Source organism: Catellatospora tritici, from assembly GCF_019083965.1.
Lineage (GTDB): Bacteria > Actinomycetota > Actinomycetes > Mycobacteriales > Micromonosporaceae > Catellatospora > Catellatospora tritici.
Genome location: NZ_JAHRCY010000018.1, coordinates 1 through 19,485 on the forward strand (window position 1 = coordinate 1; position 19,485 = coordinate 19,485).

16 protein-coding genes are annotated in these 19,485 nt (G+C 72.7%); 6 read left to right on the forward strand and 10 right to left on the reverse strand.

The features are described 5' to 3' along the window. Window positions 1–221: 221 nt before the first annotated feature. The 3 genes from KUA19_RS31245 to KUA19_RS31255 all read right to left on the reverse strand — a co-directional run bounded on the left by KUA19_RS31245 (window position 222) and on the right by KUA19_RS31255 (window position 3,610). The gene (locus KUA19_RS31245; protein ID WP_217401783.1) at window positions 222–1,031 is read right to left on the reverse strand and encodes a metal-dependent hydrolase; all 810 of its coding nucleotides are present in this window, start codon (window positions 1,029–1,031) and stop codon (window positions 222–224) included. A gap of 114 nt (window positions 1,032–1,145) precedes the next feature. Continuing rightward, on the reverse strand, window positions 1,146–3,269 hold the full coding sequence (locus KUA19_RS31250; protein WP_217401785.1) for a M91 family zinc metallopeptidase: 2,124 nt from the start codon (window positions 3,267–3,269) through the stop codon (window positions 1,146–1,148). After that, window positions 3,266–3,610, reverse strand: coding sequence for a hypothetical protein (locus KUA19_RS31255; protein ID WP_217401787.1), 345 nt, complete (start codon window positions 3,608–3,610; stop codon window positions 3,266–3,268). Before KUA19_RS31255 ends, KUA19_RS31250 begins: the two co-directional genes overlap by 4 nt. A 250-nt stretch (window positions 3,611–3,860) precedes the next feature. Here KUA19_RS31255 and KUA19_RS31260 point away from each other — a divergent pair, with 250 nt between their 5' ends. Next, on the forward strand, window positions 3,861–4,382 hold the full coding sequence (locus KUA19_RS31260; protein WP_217401789.1) for a hypothetical protein: 522 nt from the start codon (window positions 3,861–3,863) through the stop codon (window positions 4,380–4,382). A gap of 52 nt (window positions 4,383–4,434) precedes the next feature. On the opposite strand, the gene KUA19_RS31265 is transcribed toward KUA19_RS31260, so the two are convergent. After that, window positions 4,435–4,950 (reverse strand): hypothetical protein, encoded by a 516-nt coding sequence (locus KUA19_RS31265; RefSeq protein WP_217401791.1) that lies wholly within the window; start codon window positions 4,948–4,950, stop codon window positions 4,435–4,437. 143 nt (window positions 4,951–5,093) lie between these two features. Continuing rightward, entirely contained in the window at window positions 5,094–7,010 is a 1,917-nt protein-coding gene (locus tag KUA19_RS31270; protein ID WP_217401793.1) for an anthranilate synthase family protein, read from the reverse strand. 325 nt (window positions 7,011–7,335) lie between these two features. Between KUA19_RS31270 and KUA19_RS31275 the strand changes: the two genes are divergently transcribed. Together KUA19_RS31275 and KUA19_RS31280 are read left to right on the forward strand one after the other, a co-directional pair. Beyond that, window positions 7,336–9,345 carry a sensor histidine kinase gene (locus KUA19_RS31275; protein ID WP_217401795.1) on the forward strand — a complete coding sequence of 670 codons (2,010 nt, stop codon included), beginning with the start codon at window positions 7,336–7,338 and terminating at the stop codon, window positions 9,343–9,345. Beyond that, the gene (locus KUA19_RS31280) at window positions 9,342–9,776 is read left to right on the forward strand and encodes a roadblock/LC7 domain-containing protein (protein ID WP_254550399.1); all 435 of its coding nucleotides are present in this window, start codon (window positions 9,342–9,344) and stop codon (window positions 9,774–9,776) included. Before KUA19_RS31275 ends, KUA19_RS31280 begins: the two co-directional genes overlap by 4 nt. 16 nt (window positions 9,777–9,792) lie before the next feature. Here KUA19_RS31280 and KUA19_RS31285 read toward each other — a convergent pair whose 3' ends face one another. Then, window positions 9,793–11,235, reverse strand: coding sequence for a serine/threonine-protein kinase (locus tag KUA19_RS31285; protein ID WP_217401797.1), 1,443 nt, complete (start codon window positions 11,233–11,235; stop codon window positions 9,793–9,795). 116 nt (window positions 11,236–11,351) lie between these two features. Between KUA19_RS31285 and KUA19_RS31290 the strand changes: the two genes are divergently transcribed. After that, window positions 11,352–12,641, forward strand: a complete 1,290-nt coding sequence (locus KUA19_RS31290) for a mannosyltransferase family protein (RefSeq protein WP_217401799.1) — start codon at window positions 11,352–11,354, stop codon at window positions 12,639–12,641. A gap of 334 nt (window positions 12,642–12,975) precedes the next feature. Then, the gene (locus KUA19_RS31295; RefSeq protein WP_217401801.1) at window positions 12,976–15,378 is read left to right on the forward strand and encodes a transglycosylase domain-containing protein; all 2,403 of its coding nucleotides are present in this window, start codon (window positions 12,976–12,978) and stop codon (window positions 15,376–15,378) included. A 148-nt stretch (window positions 15,379–15,526) separates the two neighbouring features. On the opposite strand, the gene KUA19_RS31300 is transcribed toward KUA19_RS31295, so the two are convergent. Then, window positions 15,527–16,390 carry a slipin family protein gene (locus tag KUA19_RS31300; protein WP_217401803.1) on the reverse strand — a complete coding sequence of 288 codons (864 nt, stop codon included), beginning with the start codon at window positions 16,388–16,390 and terminating at the stop codon, window positions 15,527–15,529. A gap of 138 nt (window positions 16,391–16,528) precedes the next feature. On the opposite strand from KUA19_RS31300, the gene KUA19_RS31305 reads away from it, so the two are divergent. Beyond that, on the forward strand, window positions 16,529–16,918 hold the full coding sequence (locus KUA19_RS31305; protein ID WP_217401805.1) for an MmcQ/YjbR family DNA-binding protein: 390 nt from the start codon (window positions 16,529–16,531) through the stop codon (window positions 16,916–16,918). A 3-nt stretch (window positions 16,919–16,921) separates the two neighbouring features. Here the strand turns inward: KUA19_RS31305 and corA are convergent, their stop codons facing one another. The 3 genes from corA to KUA19_RS31320 are packed head-to-tail and all read right to left on the reverse strand — an operon-like array spanning window position 16,922 to window position 19,485. Beyond that, a complete protein-coding gene (gene corA, locus KUA19_RS31310; protein ID WP_217401807.1) occupies window positions 16,922–18,043 on the reverse strand; it encodes a magnesium/cobalt transporter CorA in 1,122 nt (373 codons plus the stop codon). A gap of 42 nt (window positions 18,044–18,085) precedes the next feature. Continuing rightward, window positions 18,086–18,601 (reverse strand): GNAT family N-acetyltransferase, encoded by a 516-nt coding sequence (locus KUA19_RS31315; RefSeq protein ID WP_217401809.1) that lies wholly within the window; start codon window positions 18,599–18,601, stop codon window positions 18,086–18,088. Between the two features lie 20 nt (window positions 18,602–18,621). Further along, window positions 18,622–19,485 carry an NAD(+)/NADH kinase gene (locus tag KUA19_RS31320; RefSeq protein WP_217401811.1) on the reverse strand — a complete coding sequence of 288 codons (864 nt, stop codon included), beginning with the start codon at window positions 19,483–19,485 and terminating at the stop codon, window positions 18,622–18,624.

A 19,485-nucleotide genomic window follows, 5' to 3' on the forward strand; every position in this document is an offset into this window, starting at 1 on the left:
CGCGCCCGTGCCGGGCCCCGCGCCCCGCCCCGCCCACGCCCCGCGTCCAAGATCCGTGCAGTTTCGGGGAAAGTGCACGAATCTTGGGCGGAATTCCCGCAGTTTCCCCGAAACTGCACGGATCTCATGCCCGACGGGCGCGCCCGACGGCGGATGCGAAAACGGCGGCCGTGCGCTGGAAGCGCCGCGACCGCCGTTCGGGTTCTTCCCGCCGACGCGGGTCAGAGTTCGATGTTGAACTTCTTCAGTAGCGGGCTGGCCAGCACGCCCGCGCCCGCGACCAGGGCGATCGCGGTGAAGATGGTGCGCAGGACGGTGGTCTCCACCTTGCTGCCCGCCTCGATGGCGAACTTGTCGGGCAGGCCGACCATGCGCCACATCTTGCGGCCGGTCGGGATCGGCCAGAAGATCGGCACCCCGGCGCGGGTGATGATGTCACCGAGCAGGTGCACGATGCAGCCCGCGCCCACCGCGAGCCCGATCATCGGGAAGCCGCGACCCTCGGGCAGCTGCAGGTAGGCGCCGTACGCGGCGGCGCCGGAGGTGATCGTGACGATCACCCAGCCCGCGCGGTGGGCCCACTTGTCGAACAGGCCGCGCAGCGCGAAACCGAACATCACGAAGAGGATGCCGAGCACGGCCCACTTGCCGAAGCGGGTGCACAGCCACGTCGCGCCGAAGCCCATCAGCGCCGCGAACGGCAGCGTATGGGTCAGCGTGCGGTGGCCGTTGTGCCGGTCGGGGTCGTGGCTGAGCTTGGTCGCCGTGTACACCCCGACCGAGATCTTCTCGATGACCTCGGCGATGAACAGCGAGAAGACACCGAAGCTGCGCGAGACCGTCGAACCGCCCTCGTTGTGGGTGACCTTCCCGGACATGTCCAGGTCGGGCAGGAGTGCCCCACCGGCGCACACGGCGGTGCCGATGGCGATGGTGGTCATCGACTGCCCGTAGTCGAAGAAAGTCGAGGCCACCCAGGATCCGGTCAGCCAGGCGGCCGCTCCGGACAGTGCGTGCTGCGGACCCATCATGGTGTTTACTGCCTCCCCTAGTCACCGCTGTGACGGCATCTGACGATCAACGCGCGCACACTGTGTCAAACAAGGGCGGCTCTACGCAATCGGCTGGACCTCCATAGCAGACGGTCAGGGCGAGGTCACGGAAGCCGCCGCCGTGTCGCCGTAACTGACCCGAGGACGTTCACCCAGCTCAGCGCGGAGCGCGTTCTCCGTCAGGGCGTACGGATGGCGTGGATCGAGCCGGTCGGCCGTTGTCGGATCCCCGTCATCGTCGACCGGCAGGCCGACCGCGACCCGCTCGGCCGCCGGCACCGGCACCATCTGGGTCCCGTCCCACATCACGTCGTCGGCGTGGTGGCCGTACGGGTATCCGTAGCCGTGCGCGTGGTCCCAGACGTGGGCGAACTCGTGGTACAGCACCGCGACCGGGGTCGCGTCGCCGCCCGCGACGGTTCCGCCGAGGCCGTCGAAGGACGTGTCGTACCCGACGACGTGACGGCCGTCCTCCACCGAGGCGTACGCGTTGTCGGTGCCGGGCGGCAGCTCGTGGATGGTCAGCACGCCCGGCTCGGGCACGGGCGGGGCCAGACCCGGCCACCAGCCGGAGACATGCCGCCCGGTCGCCTGACCCGCCACGGCCCGGTCCAGTTCGGCGAGCATCTCCCGGCCCAGCGGTGAGCCGCGCAGCAGGTCGAGATCGGACTCCACCCGAGCCTGGAAGCGCGGTGACCCCTCGATCCGGATGCGCTCGCCCGGGTCGCCCTCGACGGGCTCGGTCCGGCGGTGGACCTTCTCCACGTCCGACGATCCGTCGAGACTCGGGCCGGATCCCGGCCCGGTCTGGGTACGGGGGCCGCCCGTCGTGTCGGTGCTGTCGAGGTAACCCAGGTCGGTGGCGCTGCCGCCGGAGGCCATGTCGGCGCCCTCGCCGGGGGCGAGCGTGTCGGGGTCGGCCTCGCCGCGCAGGTCGTCGGCGCCCCGGCCGCCGTCGAGGTGGTCGTGGCCGGTGCCGCCGCGCAGCGTGTCGCCGCCGTCGAGGCCGTACACGGTGTCGTCGCCGTCGCCGCCGTCGAGCAGGTCGTCGCCGGAGTCGCCCTGCAGGTAGTCGCGGGCGCCGCCGCCGAGCAGCAGCGAGTCGTGGCGTCCGGCGAGCAGGGTGTCGCGTCCGGCGCCGCCGACCAGGACGTCGCCGCCGTCGACCAGATCGGCACCGGCACCGGCCAGCACGGTGACGGGCAGCGGCACGGCCGGGTCGACGTTGACCCGGTCGTCGCCCGCGCCGGTGCGCAACACGATGCGGCCGTGGTCACGGGCGGGGTCGAGCACGGCGATGGCGCGGTCGTCGGCCCGTACCACCACCTGGCCGTTCTCGACCGTCACCGTGACGGTGTCGTCGGCCGTGCCGGTCCGTACCACCGTGAGTCCGGGCGCGTGCAACGCCCGTGGTTCGACCAGGTCCGCACCGACGACCCCGGTCGACGGCTCGGCCAGCCAGCGCAGGGCGTCGGTGGCCGCGTCCAGCGCCGTCACCGCGGTCCGAGCGGCGGCGTCGAGGTCGGCGCGCAGCGCCTCGGCCTCGGCGACCGCGGCGCGGACCAACCGTTCGGGAGCCCGTCCGGTCACCGCGAACATGATCCGCTCCGGTGCGACGTGATGCGGCACCACGGCCGTGACCCGGGCCAGCGACTCGTCCAGGTGACGCTCGGTGCTCGCGGTGTGCGCCGCGAGGTCTTCCAGCGCCGACGCCGTGCGCCGCACCGTCCGGGCGAACACGGTGAGCCGATCGGCGAGGTGGCGCGACCGCGCGGCGAACGCGGTGGCGTCCTGACCGCGCCACTCCTCGTCCGCCCCGCCCTCGCGCGGGCCGCCCGCCGCGCCAGGCGCTGGGATGCGGATAGCCGCTGGCGCTCCGGCCCGCTCCGGGCCGTCCTCGATCAACTCGTGGTGAACCGCCTCACCTGTGGCGTCTGCGCGCGGACTGCCCGCCGCGCCGCGGTGACCAGGCTCGCCCGTGCCGTCTGCGCGCGCGCCGTCCGCCGCGAGGTGACCTGGGCGGTCGGGGGCGGGTCCGCGCGTGGGGGTGGTCGGGCGGGCCCGGGGCGGGTCGGTGAGGTCGGCGGCGGCGCGGTCGGCGGCGGTGGCGCAGTCGCGCCAGGCCGTCGCGGCCGCCAGCAGCGGCGCGGAGCGTACGGCGAGAGCCCACAGCGGCGGCACCCGGACCAGCACCGGAGGCGCCGTCTCGGCCGTCACCGGGGCACTCCGAGGGCCCAGCCGTCGGAGGCGCCCGACTCCCGTCGGGTCGCGGGGTGGGCTCGGGCGGCCGAGCGGCCGACGGCGGCCGCGTCCGCGTCCGCGCGTGCCCGGGTGGCGGCGGCGAGCAGGCCGAGGTCGGCGTGGTCGAACAGGGCCTCGGCCAGCGTGCGCAGCAGCGCCTGCGCCTGCTCGGCCAGTCGCTCGTGCGTCGCCGCCACACGCGCGTCGGCCTCGCCGAGCCAGGGCGCGGTGACCCTGGTGAGCTGCTCCGCGACGGCTTCGACCCGGCCCGCGTGGGCGGTGATGGCGTCGGCGGCTCCGGTCAGGTCCGCAGTCATGCCGGTGAGCCTGGCAGCGCGCCGGGTACGGCACAACGGGGTGCCGATCGCCTGTGGATAACCTGCTGGGCATCTCGGCGTCATATTCATCACACCGGTGTGCCAGACCCGCGCTCGAATCGGTGACAGTGGATCGACTTGTGGCCGGGATCTGGCTAGCATGGCAACTTCCCGCTGCCTCGGCGGGTGCCGCGCCCCTCGCGGCCCCGACCGCTACGCCGCAGGCGGCCCGCCCCCGAATGAGGTAGTCGTGAACGCCGGCCTCGCCCCCGTCATCGCCGCTACGACGCACTGGCTCACCCGCACCTATCCGGCCGCGGGCGGCCCGGCCGAGGCGGCCCGGGTGCTGGCGCAGGCGCGCCAGGCGGTGACCGTCGCGGCGTGGCTGCGCTACCCGACCGTGATGGACGCGGGGCTGCTGGCGATGGTGGGACCCGGCGGTTCCGGCGGGCTGGACCGGGTGGTGCACCTCGACGAGCCGGACGACGACGCCGACCGGGTGTGGCGCGGCTGGGTGGACGAGGTGGTGGCGAGCTGGGCCGCGTGCCTGCTGGCCGACCCACGCCTGGCCGCCGACGCGGTCACCGCGACCGCCGACTGCGAGCACGCCCAGGTGGTGCCGCGCGACTTCACCCGCCTCACCAAGCCCGCTCCCGAGGACGTGCGCGCCGCCGCGCTGCTGCGCCACCCCGACCTGGTCGGCCCGATCGCCGACCTGCACCGCGACAACCTGATCGAGCGCCTGCGCCTGGACCCCGCCGAACTCGTCTGAGTCGAGACCGGGGCGCCGAGACCGACGCGGCGTGGGCGGCGGTCCGCCGTCGTCAGCTCGCGCTCCCCGGGTCTGGCTGCTCCGCCTCAGGTACGGGGCGCGGGGGTGCGGCGTGCGGCCTGGTCGCCTTGCGCCGGCGGTAGGCCGCCACCTCCTCGACCACGAAGGCGAGGAACCCGGGCGGCCAGCCTTCCCCGGCACGTCTGAACTCGTCGATCGCCCGCTCGGCTTTCGGCTGCGCCGCCCAGAACGCGAACTCGGTGCGCAGCCCGTCCCAGTCCGAGTCGGGGTACAGGCCCAGCCTGGCGGCTTTCCACGCCTGGGCGTAGGTGAGCAGGAAGCCGACGATGACCGCCCGCTCCCGCTCCGGGATGCCGTCCTCCGGCAACTCCAACACCGTGGCCAGGGTCGGCACCTGGTGCCAAACGCGATCGCTCAGGTCCACGTTGATGCTGTACTCGGTCAGTCTGCGGCTCTTGCGGTTCTCGCGATACTGCAGCCACGTCGAGCCGGCCAGGAGGAACAGGCCGATGCCGGCGAAGACCGTCGCCAGTGCCTGGCTGTCCAAGGGGCGCCTCCGATGATCTCGAGCCGCTGCGGCAGTGCGGCCTCCGATCAACGTAGATGGATGGGTCAAGGTCGGTCCGCAGTGTTGGGAAGGGCACCTTCTGCTACGGAAACCGATAAGAAGGCGCCCTTCCTTGCCGGAGTTCAGGGGTGGGGGATGGGGAGCAGGGTGGTGAGGAGTTCGCCGAGCAGGGCGGGGCCCTCCTCGGTGAGCACCGACTCCGGGTGGAACTGCAGGCCCGCGAAGCCGGGTCCACGCAGCGCGTGGACGTGGCCGTCGGCGTCGCGGGCGATCTCGACGGTGCCGTACGGCGTGACCAGTCGATCGGCCTCGGCCACGGCGGTGAACGTGGAGTAGAAGCCCACCCGCCGGGCCGTGCCGAACAGGTCGATGTCGCTGGGTAGGCCCTGGTACGGCATGTCGCGCCGGTGCATCGCCAGCCCCAGTGCCAGGCTGAGTACCTGGTGTCCGAGGCAGACGGCCAGCAGCGGGGCGCGCTGCGCCAGCCGTTCCCGGACCAGTTCGGCCAGGCGCACCATGCGCGGTTCGGTGCCGTCCTCGGGGTCGCCCGGCCCGGGGCCGAGCACCAGCAGGTCGGCGGCGGCGGCCTCGGCGTCGCCGGGGGCGACGTCGTGGCTGGGCCGGATGCGCACCTCCATGCCCAGCGAGCGCAGCACGTGTCCGAGCATGCCGGTGAAGGTGTCCTCAGCGTCGACGATCAGCACCCGGCGGCCCGCCAGCGGTCCGGGCGCCGTCGCGGCGGGCCGTTCGGCCAGCCAGAACGACGACAGCCGGTCGTTGCGGGCCGCCAGCACCGCCGCCACCCGCGGATCGTCGGCGTACGAGGTGACTTCGGCGTGGGCGCCCCCGGCCGGGGCCGGGCGCAGGCCCAGCGCGGTCAGGACCCCGCCGGCCTTGGCGTGGGTCTCGGCGACCTCGCTGTCGGCGGTCGAGTCGCGGACCAGGGTCGCCCCGGCCTTGACCTCGATCCCGCCGGACGGGTCGACGTCGGCGCAGCGGAACAGGATCGGGGCGTCCAGGGTCTGCCCGCCGTCGGCGTCGCGGCCGAGCAGGGCCAGCACGCCGCCGTAGTAGCGGCGCCCGGCGCGCTCGTAGCGGGCGATGACGCGCGCGGCGTTCTCGATCGGGCTGCCGGTGACCGTCGGCGCGAACATCGTCTCGCGCAGCACGTCGCGCACGTCGAGGCCGGTGCGTCCGGCCAGCAGGTATTCGGTGTGGGTGAGGTGGCTCATGTGCTTGAGGTACGGCCCGAGCACCTGCCCGCCGCGCTCGGCGACCACGGCCATCATCTTCAGTTCCTCGTCGAGGACCATCGACAGCTCGTTGATCTCCTTGGGGTCGGCCAGGAAGTCGAGGAACCGCCGGCGGCCCGCCTCGCCCGGCGGGAGGTCGCGGTGGCGCAGGGTGCCGGAGATCGGGTTCATCATGGCCAGTCCGGCGTCGACGCTGACGTGCCGCTCCGGGGACGCGCCGACCAGGGTGCGTCCGTCGGGTCCGGGCAGGTGCACCAGGAAGGTCCAGTACGCGCCGCGTTCGTCGGTGAGCAGGCGGCGCAGCGCGGCGGCGGCCAGTCGGCGCGGGTCGGCGGTGGTACGGGCCCGCGCGGTGCGGTGGATCACGAAGTTGGAGCCCTCGCCGTGCCCGATCTCGTCGCGCAGCACCGCCGCGACCAGCGCGCGGTAGGCGTCGTCGTCGATGTCGAAGCCCAGGTCCTCGGTGTCGGGCACGGTGTCGGGCAGTTGTGCGATGGCCTCGTCGAGGGACAGCCGGGCCGTCTCGGTGATCTCCAGGCAGGTCAGCGGGGTCCCGTCGTCGACGCAGGCGAAACCGCGCTCGGCCAGTTGCCGGTACGGCACCAGCGCCAGCGTGCGTGGTCCGGGCGTTTCGCCGGGGGCCAGTTCGGGCAGCGGCATGTCGGCGAGCCGGTCGACGGTGCGCGACGTGCCGCGCAGGATCTCCAGGCGGTCGGCGCCCTCGTAGCGGAGCAGCGCGAACGGTCCGGGGTCGGGGCTGTTCAGCAGGTCGTGGAGCAGGGTCATCGATAGTTCCGTTTCGATCGATGACCGCCCCGCGACAGGGGCCCTGCGAAAACGCGACGGCCGCCTCGAAGGGCGGCCGTGGACGGTGGGAGCTGTCGCTACCCGTGCGTGTGGAGGGCCGCCGGTTCGGCGCGCCACCACTGCGTACGGAGCAAGGACATGGCGGCAACCGTACCGGGGCGGGGCGGGGACTGTCCAGCAGGCCCACCGGCGGTCACCTCGAGCGATGTGCACCTATCCACTTTTCGGTGGGTGACGGGTAACATACCGCGAGTCACTGCGGTACGGGTGGTCGACCACGTCCGACGACGGAGGGATGCACGGAGTGCTACCGAGGGTGCGCGACTGGCGGGTGCGTACGCGCCTGACCGCCGTCGTCGTCATCCCCGCGCTGGCCTTCCTCGCCGTCGCCGGGCTGCAGGTGGCCCAGGCCGCCCGCGCCGCCGCCGCGGGCGAGGTCTTCGCCGACCAGGTCGCGGTCGCCCGCACCGCCGCCGAGCTGGTGCACCACCTACAGGCCGAACGCGACCTGGGCGCCTCGCCGGTGAACCCGTCCGATCACGACGCGGCGGTGGCCGCGACCGACGCCGCCGTCGACGACTGGCGCGCCACCCTGGCGGGGAGCGGGACGGCGGTCGCGCCGTCGCTGGCCCGACTGCCGAACCGGCTGCCGGCGTTGCGGGCGGCGTACCGCGCGTCCGGCTACGACACCCTCGTCGACGAGCTGATCACCGAGATCGACCTGACCGCGATCGGCGCGGCCGACCAGCGGCTGTCGCAGGCGGCCGCCGTGGCCGGTGCGCTGGCCCGGGTCAAGGAGACCGCCTCGCGGCTGCGGGGGTTCGGCTACTCGGTGCCCCCGCTGGACGGCACCAGCCTGCTCGCCCGGGTCACGCTGCTGCGTCAGGCTCGCACCGACGCGATCGCCCGGCTGGAGGCCACCATCAGCCGCGCCACGGCTTCGGGCCTGCCCCCGGTCGCGGCCCCGGACACCGCCGACGCCGACGCCTTGGCCGCCCGGCTGCCTGCCGGCACGGTCGACCCGACGTCCTGGTGGACCGCGGCCAGCGGCGAGGTGGACGGCTGGCACGCGGCCGAGCGGACCCTCGGCGACTGGCTGGCCGACCGGGCCGAGCACCAGGTCGACGCGGTATGGCGCTCGGTGCTGGTCACCGCGGTCGTGGTGCTGCTGGTGCTGCTGCTGGCGGTCGGGGTGCCGGTGGTGGTGGGCCGGGGCATGCTGGCCTCGCTGCGAGACCTGCGCCGCCGGGCGCTGGCCGTGGCCGAGCAGGAGCTGCCGCAGACGCTGACCCGGCTGCGCACGGCCGGGCCGCACGACTCGATCACCCAGGAGCTGCGCATCCTGCCCCGACCGACGGGCGCCGACGAGATCGGTGAGGTCGCCACCGCGTTCGAGGCGGTGCGGCTGAGCGCCGTCGAACTGGCGGTGCACCAGGCGCGCTCCCGCCGTACCCTCAATGCGATCTTCATCAATCTGGCCCGCCGCAGCCAGATCCTGGTCGAGCGGCAGCTGCGCCTGCTCGACGAGATGGAGCGCGACGAGCGCGACCCCGACCACCTGGCCGCGCTGTTCCGGCTGGACCACCTGGCCGCACGGCTGCGCCGCAACGACGAGAACCTGCTGGTGCTGGCCGGGGCCGAGCCCCGGCGGCGCTGGCGCGAGGGCGTGCCGCTGGCCGCGCTGGTGCTGGCCGCCCTCTCCGAGATCGAGCAGTACGAGCGCGTCCGTGCCGACGTCGACGACTCGCTGCACGTCGTGGGGCACGCCGCCGCCGACATCGGCCACCTGCTCGCCGAGCTGCTCGACAACGCCACCGCCTTCTCCGCCCCGCACACCGCCGTGCTCGTCAGCGTCCGCGCGGGCGCGGCGGACGCCGCCGCGGGTGCCGTGGTCGAGATCATCGACGAGGGGATCGGCATCGGCGCCGAGACGCTGGCCGAACTGAACGGGCTGTTGGCGCGGCCCGCCGAGGTAGACGTGGCGGCCAGCGAACGAATGGGCCTGGTCGTGGTGAGCCATCTCGCGGCCCGGCACGGCGTGCGGGTGCGGCTGGCCGCGACCGACTCCGGCGTGCGGGCCGTGGTGCGCCTGCCCGCCGCGTTGCTGGCCGAGATCGAACCGCCGGGGGACAGCGCTACATCGAACACTATGGAATCATCGATACCGAAGCCGCGAACGTCCCGGGGGCGCGAACCCGATCCGGAGACCACCGCGGCCACCCTGACCCGCCTGTACGAGGGAGTACGGCGCGGCCAGGCGCGAGACGACGCGGCGGCGCCGCCGGCGCCGAACGCCATCGAGGGGGAGTCATGACCACCGCCACCGCCACGCTGAGTAAACCCGCACAGGACCTGAACTGGCTGATCGCCGGTTTCGCCGACCGGGTGCCGGGAGCTCGGCACGCCGTCGTCGCGTCCTCGGACGGGCTGACCGTGGCCGTCTCGGCCCACCTGGACCGGCAGACCGCCGACCAGCTCGCCGCCGTCACCTCTGGCCTGATCGGCATGGCCGGGTGCGTGGCCCAGCTGATCGACGGCGACGAGGTGCGCCAGACGGTGGTGGAGATGGGTCGCGGCTACTTCCTCACCATGTCCGTCCGGGACGGCTCGGTGCTGGCGGTCGTCGCCGACCCCGACGCCGACCTGGGCGTGGTCGGCTTCGAGATGGCCCGGCTGGCCAAGCAGACCGGCGAGATCCTCACCCCGGCCCTGCGCGCCGAGCTGCAGCAGGCCCTGCCTCGCTGAGCCGCGCCCGGCGCGCTCAGCCCTTGAGCTCGTCGGCGAGATCGATCAGCTCGTCGAGCTTGCCGTCGAGCTCCTCGCCGGCGTCCTTGCTGACGTCGCCGTCATCGACCCAGCCGTCGAGCTGCTTCTGGAACTCCTTGGTGCGGTTGATCACGGACTTCCACTGGTGGGTGTTCCAGCGCAGGGTGAGCGCGGTCAGCGCCGAGGTGATGTCACCGGCGTGGCCGGGCGCGATGTCGCCGGTGACCACCAGCGTGGTCGCCCGCTGGCCGATGTCGAGCAGCAGGTCGTTGCCCGCGGCGATGCTCGTCGCCCGGGTGGGCTTCGGGCTGGGACTGGGGCTGCGTGACGGTTTGACCGCCGCCCGGGTGGTCGCGGGCGGCGGCGAGGCGTCGCCGTCGGTGGGCCGCATCGCCGAGAACAGCACGAACATGCCGCCGACGAGCAGCAGCACCATGAGCAGGGTGAACCCGAGCACCGGCGTACGCCGCCTGCGGCGGATCATCTGCGGTGGCGGCGGCACGTACTGGCGGGTCGCCGGGGCCGACGGCACGCGGGCCGCGCCGGAGATCGAGCCGCCGGTCGGGGCGAGCAGCGTCGGGGTGGGTCCGGCCGGGACGCCGACCGCGCCGTGGCCGGTGCCCGGGGCGCCGGTCAGGACCCGCTGCAGGTCGGCGGCGCGCGGGCGGCGGGCCGGGGACGGGTCGAGGGCCGCCGCGATCAGCGCGGCCGCCGTCGAGGGCACGCCCGGCAGGTGCGGCAGCGGCCGGGGACGCGCGTGCAGGGCGGCGACCTGCTCCCAGCTCTCGACCGGGTGCAGCCGTCGCCCGGTGACCATCTCCACCAGCAGCACGCCGAGGGAGTAGACGTCGGCGGCCGGGTTGGCGGCGGCCTGCTGGAGGCGCTCGGGTGCGGCGTACGCCGGGGTGCCGATCACCCAGCCGCCGTGGGCGTCGGGCAGTCCGGTCATCGCGGCGATGCCGAAGTCGAGCACCTTCGCCCCGGTCGCGGTCAGCATGATGTTGCCGGGCTTGACGTCGCGGTGCACCACGTCGCGGGCGTGCGCGGCGGCCAGCGCCGCGGCGATCTGTCCGCCGACCGTGGCGACCTGCGGCCACGGCATCGGCCCGGCGGCCATCCGGTCGGCCAGCGAGTCGCCGGTGAGCAGCTCCATCACCAGGTACGGCTCGGCGTGGCCGTCCGGGAACGAGGCCTCGCCGAAGTCGTGCACGGCGGTGATGTTCGGATGGGTCAGCTGCGCCGCCGAACGGGCCTCGCGCAGCGCGCCCGCGCGCAGGGCGGGGTCGGCGGCCATCGGGCCGGCGAGCACCTTCACCGCCACCGGGCGACCCAGCACGAGGTCGTGCGCGCGCCACACCTCGGCCATCCCGCCGCTGCCGATGCGGCGTTCCAGCAGGTAGCGGTCGTGCAGCTTCAGACCGGGGGTGAAGGCGGACATGGTGCCCAACGTACCGTGCGACGGCTCGTCCGGCACGGCTCGGCCGACTCTCCGGAGGGCGGGAAGGCGTCGGTCGTACCCACAGGCATGGACCTGGCGGCGTTATCCTCTCGCCTATGCCCGACACCGTCGATACCGTTATGCCCGCTTCGCCGGACACGGCGCAGGCGGCACCGACGTCAGCGCCCCCGGCCGAGCCGCGCCCGCCCTCGGCGTGGGCCCGGTGGCGGCCGTCGGTGCTGGCGGGCCTGGTGACCTGGGCCACCGGTATCACGATCTACTACGTCGTCACCGCGGTGTCGTGGCTGCCGCTGCAGGACCGCGACGCCAAGGCGGGCGCCCCGCCCGGCACCCTGCACGAGCTGCTCAACGCCTGGAACCGGTGGGACACCACCTGGTACCTGATGGTCGCCGACTCCGGCTACACCCTGGACAACCGGGCCACCGCCTTCTTCCCGCTCTACCCGATGGCGGTGCGCGCCGCGAACGCGGTGGTGCCCGGTGGGTCATACGAGGCTGGCCTGGCCGTGTCGGCCCTGGCCTGCCTGGCCGCGCTGATCCTGCTGCACCGGCTGGCCACCGAGCTGATGGGTGCCGATGACGCCCGCCGGGCCACGTTCTACCTGCTCGCCTTCCCGACCGGGTTCTACCTGGTCGCGGCGTACAACGAGTCGCTGTTCATCGCGCTGGCGCTGGCCTCGCTGTACTGCATGCGCAAGGGACGCTGGTGGTGGGCGGGCATGTTGGCCGGATACGCCAGCGCCACCCGGATGGCGGGCGTCATGCTCGGCGCCGCCTTCGTGGTCGAGTACCTGCGCCAGCGCGGCTTCGCGCTGCGCTGGTCCGGCACGCCGCGAGTCAGCCTGCCGAGGTTGAACTGGGGCGTGTTCGGCATCCTGCTGGTCCCCAGCGGCCTCCTGAGCTACATGTACTACCTGAAGCAGACCTTCGGCGACCCGACGCACTTCCTGGAGTCGCAGAAGAGCTGGTTCCACGACGGCTTCACCCCGCCGTGGCAGGTGGTGGGCGACGTCGTCGACCTGATCGACCGCAGCGAGCCGCTGTACGGTCCGGACACGATTCGCAACATCGCCAACCTGGTCACCGCGCTGGGGGTGCTGCTGCTGCTGGTGCTGGCCCTGGTCGGCCCGTGGCGGCTGGGCGCCAAGGCCGCCTACCTGGTGGTGTTCTCGGCGATCGTGATGCTGATGCCGCTGTCCAACCCGATCCACAGCTACTACCCGCTGAGCTCGGTGTGGCGGTTCGCGCTGGAGTGCGCCGTCGCCTTCATGGTGCTGGCGCGGATGGGGCGCCGACCCGGGTTCGACCGGGCGTACACGGGGATCGCGCTGGCGCTGCAGGGCGTCATGATCGTCACGTTCGTGCAGAACAACTTCGTCGGATAGGAAGCGCTGCTCGGCACTGGTGCTCGGCGCCTCGACGACCTTCGGGTCGGTTGACGGTGGCGCGCCGCTCGGTTGAGCGGCCACCGGTCCACCCGGCCGGATCTCGGCGGCACCTTCGGGTGGCGCACCGGGGTCCGGCCGCACTCGTCGCACCCGCGACACGCGGCGCGACCGGTGCTTTCATCGATCGAAGGTGTTCGCTGGCCACCGCGACAATTCGGTAAGCCGAAATAACTTTGAGTAGTCATACCCCCTGAGATTCGGTCGCTCTGTTTAGCCTGCGCGCAGGCGAGGGCTGGAAACACTGGTGTCTCGGGTTAGGACGGTGTGACAGATGACTACCTACAGCGATGGAACGCCCGATGAGCGGCGTCAGGAGCGGCCCCGTGGCCGGGCCTCGGTGCCGGGAGGGGTGGCGCCGGACGCGCCGCCGCCCGCAGCGATCGGCCGGGCCGCGGTGCCGGGCGAGCCGGAGCCGCAGCGGCGGCCACGCCGCCGCAAGGGGCGCGGTAGACGCAGGCGCGCCCGGCTGGCGCTGATCATCGCGGTGGTGCTGCTGCTGACCGGCGGCGGCCTCATCGGCGGGACCTGGTTCTACGACAGCGTGCCCCGGCCGGACCAGCTCAGCCTCAAGGAGAACACCGAGGTCTGGTCCAGCGACGGCAGGCAGCTGGCCAAGCTCGGCGCGGAGAACCGCACCCTGGTCGTGATGGAGACGCTGCCCAAGCCGGTGCGTGACGCCCTGATCGCGGGCGAGGACAAGAACTTCTACGACCACGACGGCATCGACCCGTGGGGCATCGCGCGCGCCGCCTGGAACAACCTCACCGGTGGCACCACCCAGGGCGCCTCGACCATCACCCAGCAGTATGCCCGCGCCGCCGCCGACGACATGGAGATCACGTTCGCGCGCAAGCTCCGTGAGGCGGTGATGGCCCGCAAGCTGGAGAAGGAGTACTCCAAGGAGCAGATCATGGGCTTCTACCTCAACACGGTCTACTTCGGCCGCAGCGCGTACGGAGTCGGCGCGGCGGCGCGGGCGTACTTCGGCGTGGAGGCGACCAAGCTGACCGTGGCCCAGGCGGCCGTGCTCGGCGCGGTGCTGCGCCAGCCCGAACCCAACCCCGTCCACCAGGGCTACGACCCGCAGAACAACCTGGTCGAGGCCAAGCGGCGCTGGGCGTACGTGTTGGACAACATGGTCGAGATGCACTGGCTCAGCGAGCAGGACCGGGTCGCGCAGGTGTACCCGGAGAAGGAGCTCAAGCCGTACCAGCCGGGCCAGTACGCGGGGGAGTGGGGTTACGTCGACAGCGGCACCGGGCACGTCATCCACCACGTCGGTGACGAGCTGCGCGCCTGGGGCATCAGCGACTGGCGCAGCGCCGGATACCGGATCACCACCACCATCGACTCGCGGGCCCAGACCGCGCTGCAGCAGCAGGTGTACCGCTCGCATGAGTGGCGCCGCGGCTGCAAGACCACCAATGGGAAGGAGACCTGCACCGAGGAGCTGGTGCGGGCGGTCGACGGCAAGGGCACCCTGCTGGCCGGGCAGCCGAAGAACCTGATGGCCGCGGCGGTCGCGATCGAGCCGAGCACCGGCCGGGTGCTGGCGTACTACGGCGGCAACGACGGCACCGGCACCGACTACGCCGGGGTCAACGCCGCGGCCACCGACTCGGAGTTCGGCGGCCACCCGCCCGCCTCCTCGTTCAAGATCTACACTCTCGCGGCGGCGCTGGAGCACGGGTACTCGATCAAGAGTAGATGGGACTCCACCGAGCTCAAGAAGAGCAGGGGCGACGAGTTCGACGTCTCCAACTCCGGCCGCGAGAACGCCAGCTGCGGTCGCGACTGCCCGCTGGACCTGATGACGATCAAGTCGTACAACGTGCCGTTCTTCAAGATCGCAAAGGCGATCGGGCCGGAAGAGGTCGTCGGCCTGGCCCACCGCGCGGGCATCGGCACCATGTGGTCCACCGGCGACGGCAAGGCCCGCCACCTCGACGACCCCGCCGCGAAGACCGGCCGGGACTCGTTCTACTACCAGGTCGGCTTCGGCCAGTACCCGATCACCGTGCTCGACCATGCCACCGGTGTGGCCACCTTCGCCGCGGGCGGTGTCTACCACAAGCCGCACTTCGTGGTGAAGGTCGAACGCAAGAACCGCAAGACGGGCGCCTGGGAGACCGTCCCCGGGACCGGCGAGCAGATCGTGGCCCGCCGCGCCTTCAGGCAGGAGATCGCCGACGAGGTGACCGGGGTGCTCAAGCAGATCGTCGGAGCACACGCCCTGTCCGGGCGGCAGGCCGCGGCCAAGACCGGCACCTGGGAGAACGGCCAGCGCGACGCCAAGGGCCGCAGGCTGCACCCGGGCCAGAACGCGCACGCCTGGTTCGTCGGCTACACGCCGCAGCTCGCGACCGCCGTCTGGGTCGGCAACGTACGGGACGAGCTGCCGATCAAGGACAGGAACGGGCAGCCCATCGGCGGGTCGAAACTGCCCGGCGACATCTGGGAGGGGTTCATGAACGCCGCCCACAAGGCGATGAAGCTGCCGCCGCAGCCACTGCCGGACGGCACCGGCGGCGGGATCGGGCGCGCGGACCTGGGTGACGGCGTACCGGAGCCGACCCCCACGCCGACCACCGTGCCGACCACCCCGCCCTGCGACCCGGCCACCTGCCCGTCACCCACCCCGAACCCGAGCGGGTCGGCGGCTCCGCGCCCCTGACGGGGTGGGCGCCGTCGACGGCAGGAGTTCGCGCAGTTTCGGGAAAAGTGCGCGCATTTTTGGGCCGAATCCGTGCAGTTTCCCCGAAACTGCACGGATTCGGGGGCGACGCCGCCCGGCGAGGGGCTGCCCTCGGCGCGAGGGTTGGTCACTCGGAGGGGGCGCGGTGGTGGGGGATCGGAGGAGTGGGGGGTTGCGGGTCGGTGGTCGGGCGCTCGGCGGTATCGCCGGAGGCGCGGTCGAAGAAGCGCAGCAGTTCGACCGGGAACGGCATCACCAGCGTCGAGTTCTTCTCGGCCGCCACCTCGACCACCGTCTGCAGCAGCCGCAGCTGCAGCGCCCCGGGCGTGCTCGCCATGATCGTCGAGGCGTCGGCGAGGCTCTGTGCGGCCCGGAACTCGCCGTCGGCCGTGATGACCCGGGCGCGGCGTTCCCGTTCCGCCTCGGCCTGCTTCGACATCGACCGCTTCATCGACTCGGGCAGCTGCACGTCCTTGATCTCGACGCGGTCGATGTGAATGCCCCATTCCGTCATCGGCCCGTCGAGCAGGGCTCGCAGCTCGCGGTGCAGCTCGTCCCGGTTGGACAGCAGATCGTCGAGCTCGCTCTTGCCGATGATCGACCGCAGCGAGGTCTGGGCCAGCAGCTCGACGGCGTACATGTAGTTCTGCACCTCGATCGCGGCCCGGTACGGGTCGCTGACCCGGAAGTAGACCACCGCGTCGACCTTCACCGAGACGTTGTCCCTGGTGATGCCCTCCTGGGACGGCACCGGCAGGGTCACGATCTGGATGTTGACCTTCCGGAGGCGGTCCACCATCGGGATGACCACCGCGAGTCCCGGCTGTCGGATCCGCTTGAGCGCCCGGCCGAACCGGAACACGATGCCCCGCTCCACCTGGTTGATCACCCGTACGCCGCCGAACATCACCCAGCAGAACAGCAGCACGACCAGCGCGCACGGGATTCCCGTGGCGAGGCTGGCCAGCGCCTTCGCTACCACCTCGGACATGCCGACCTCCGACTTCGCGCACCCGTCCCGGCGCGGGCCGTCCCGGCCGTGTCGCGGGTGCTCCGGATAGAGCATGGCTGATGCCGTCCAGTGCCGCCGATCCGCGTCCACGCGGCCCTCACCGCATAGGCTGGAGCCATGGCCACCTGGGACGACGTACGGCGGATCGCCATCGCGCTGCCGGAGACCGCTGAGCCTTCGCCGCAGGAGTGGCGTGTCGGCGACAAGCTCTACGCGTGGGCGCGACCGCTGCGCAAAACGGACCTGGAGGCGCTGGGCGCGACCGCCCCGGACGGGCCGATCCTGGCCGCGCGGGTGCCGGACCTGGGCGCCCGGGAGGCGCTGCTGGCCGAGGACCCTTCGGTCTACTTCACCACCCCGCACTTCAACGGGTATCCGGCGGTGCTGGTGCGGCTGGCGCACATCGGCGAGGAGGACCTCGTCGAGCTGCTGACCGAGGCCTGGCTCACCCGGGTGCCGAAGCGGCTGGCCAAGGCGTACCTGGCCGGGCGAGCCGAGCTGGACTGAGGGTCAGAGCCAGCCGGAGCGGCGGAAGGCGCGGTACATGGTGAACGCGACGACGACCATCAGGGCCCAGACCATCGCGTACCCGTAGCGCCAGTGCAGTTCGGGCATGAAGTCGAAGTTCATGCCGTAGACGCCGGCGATGGCGGTCTGCGCCGCCGCGATGGCCGCCCACGCCGCGATCTTGCGCATGTCGTTGTTCTGGTCGACGCTCAGCTGTGCCAGTCGCGCCTGCAGGATCGAGTTCAACAGGTCGTCGTAGCCGGTGATGCGCTCGACGGTGCGCAGCAGATGGTCGTTGACGTCGCGGAAGTAGCGGCGGATCTCCTTGGGCAGCAGCTCCTTGTCCTCGGTGAGCGCCGCCAGCGGGTGCTGCAGCGGGGCGACCGCCCGCTTGAACTCCATCAGCTCGCGCTTGAGCTGGTAGATCTGTGCGGCCCGGTTCTTCGACTGGGACGAGAAGACATGGTCCTCCAGCTCGTCGATGTCGTTCTCGAAGGCGACGGCCACCTCCAGGTACGAGTCGACCAGCCGGTCCGACACCGCGTGTGCCACCGCCCAGGGCCCCTGGGCCAGCAGGTCGGGGCGCTTCTCCAGATCGGCGCGGACCGGGGCGAGCTGCCCGGCCGACCCCTGCCGGACCGTGATCACGAACCCGTCGCCGATGAAGACCACGACCGAGCCGGTCTCCACCACCTCGGAGGTCTCGGTCAGCTCCGGGTGCTCGACGTACCGGGTGGTGCGCAGCACGAACACGCTGACGTCGCCGAACCGCTCGATCTTGGGGCGCTGCCGGGGCGTGACCGCGGCCTCGACCGCCAGCTCGTCCAGCCCGAACGTGGCCGCGATCGGGGTGAACTCCGCCTCGGTCGGCTGGTGCAGACCCAGCCACAGGAACGAGCCCGGGTTCTGCCGCACCTGCGCCAGCGCCTCGATGTAGCCGCAGCGACCGGGGCGGCGGTGGCCCGCGACGTACACGGCGCAGTCGACAACGCAGTCGGCGCCACCGTGCTCGTCGTGCTCGCCGGGGACGTCGTGGCCGCCGGGGCGGATTCGCGAGGCCGCCTTGCGCAGCGGCGCCGCCCACCCCCAGGGTGTCGCGCCCGTCGGGTGCTGCTGTCCGGACACGCGCTCACCTCCGCCGCAGGTCTCCCGAATGATCGTAGTCGGTCAGAGCCGAGCGAACGGCGCCGCGTACCGGAACGGGCCGACCAGCCCGCGGTGGTACGCGTGCAGCGGCCGCGCCTGGAAGTGCGGCGCCCACTGCGGGTCGGGCGGGACGATGCCCAGCCCGGCGGCCGGCCGGAAGCCGAAGCGGTGGTAGTAGCCGGGGTCGCCCAGCAGCACCACCACCGGCTCGTCGAGCGCGTCGGCGGCGCCGAGGACAGTGTGCACGAGCGCGCTGCCGACGCCCTCGCGCTGGTGGTCGGGGCGCACGCTGAGCGGCCCCAGCCCCAGCGCCGGTGCGTCGCCGACGTGGCCCCGGGTGCACGCGACGTGGCCGACGATGGCGCCGTCGTGTGATACCGCCACCAGCGACAGTGAGGCCAGCCAGCCGCCGTCGGCGCGCAGTTCGTCGATGAGCCCGGCCTCGACCGGCCGCGGCGTCTCGGCGGTGGCGAAGGCGGCGGTGGTGACGTCGCGGATGGCCACGACATCGGCGGGACGTTCCCTGCGGATCAGCACGTGATCATTGTCCGATCTGGTCAGTAGACTTCCAGGCTGCCACGCACCTGCAGCTTGCGTCGCGCCCGTTCGTAGAAGGTGCCGTGGCCCAGCCGCACCACCTGCGCCGCGTCCGCGTGCGCGGTGACCGTCAGTCGGTCCCCGGCGCAGACGTACCCGTCGACCCGCCCGTCCACCTCGACGGCGAGCCGTCCGCAGGTCGGCAGCAGCCGCAGGCACAGCCGCTCGTCGGCGGGCAGCATCAGCGCCCGGTTGAAGGTGGAGTGCGCCGCGGCGGCGGTGACCAGCATCGCCCGCACCGTCGGGGCGACGATCGGACCGCCCGCCGAGAAGCTGTACGCCGTGGAGCCGGTCGGCGTGGCCACGATGACGGCGTCGGCGGCGTACCGGACGAACGGCTGCTCCTGCATCTCGATCGCGACCGCGGCCAGCCCGTCGCCGGGGATACGCACCAGCGCGATGTCGTTGAACGCGGTGACCGACCTCCCGTCGGGCATCGCGGCGCGCACCGCCAGTCGCGGTTCCACCGAGTAGTGGTGGTTGTCGATCGCCGAGAGCGCGGCGGGCAGGGTGTCCACGTCGATCTCGGCCAGGAAGCCGAGCCTGCCCAGGTTGACGCCGAGCACCGGCGTGCTCCGGCCCGCGATCAGCCGCATCGAGCGCAGCATGGTGCCGTCGCCGCCCAGGCTGACCACCAGGTCGGCCCGGTCGGCCAGCTCGCTGGGGGCCACGGGCAATGCCTCGCAGGCGATGCGGTCAATCTCGTCGGGCAGCCCGAGGACGGTGACGTCGCGGCGCCCGGCCCAGTCCATGACGGTGGTGATCGCGGGCACCGAGTCCCGCTCCGGGTGCAGCACCAAGCCGACCGTGTGTACCAGGCCCAC

Bases quoted from the DNA above. Each gene is read 5' to 3' on its own strand.
- KUA19_RS31245 (WP_217401783.1), bottom strand. From the start codon at position 1,031: ATGATGGGTCCGCAGCACGCACTGTCCGGAGCGGCCGCCTGGCTGACC.
- KUA19_RS31255 (WP_217401787.1), bottom strand. From the start codon at position 3,610: ATGACTGCGGACCTGACCGGAGCCGCCGACGCCATCACCGCCCACGCG.
- KUA19_RS31270 (WP_217401793.1), bottom strand. From the start codon at position 7,010: ATGACCCTGCTCCACGACCTGCTGAACAGCCCCGACCCCGGACCGTTC.
- KUA19_RS31280 (WP_254550399.1), top strand. From the start codon at position 9,342: ATGACCACCGCCACCGCCACGCTGAGTAAACCCGCACAGGACCTGAAC.
- KUA19_RS31285 (WP_217401797.1), bottom strand. From the start codon at position 11,235: ATGTCCGCCTTCACCCCCGGTCTGAAGCTGCACGACCGCTACCTGCTG.
- KUA19_RS31290 (WP_217401799.1), top strand. From the start codon at position 11,352: ATGCCCGACACCGTCGATACCGTTATGCCCGCTTCGCCGGACACGGCG.
- KUA19_RS31295 (WP_217401801.1), top strand. From the start codon at position 12,976: ATGACTACCTACAGCGATGGAACGCCCGATGAGCGGCGTCAGGAGCGG.
- KUA19_RS31300 (WP_217401803.1), bottom strand. From the start codon at position 16,390: ATGTCCGAGGTGGTAGCGAAGGCGCTGGCCAGCCTCGCCACGGGAATC.
- KUA19_RS31305 (WP_217401805.1), top strand. From the start codon at position 16,529: ATGGCCACCTGGGACGACGTACGGCGGATCGCCATCGCGCTGCCGGAG.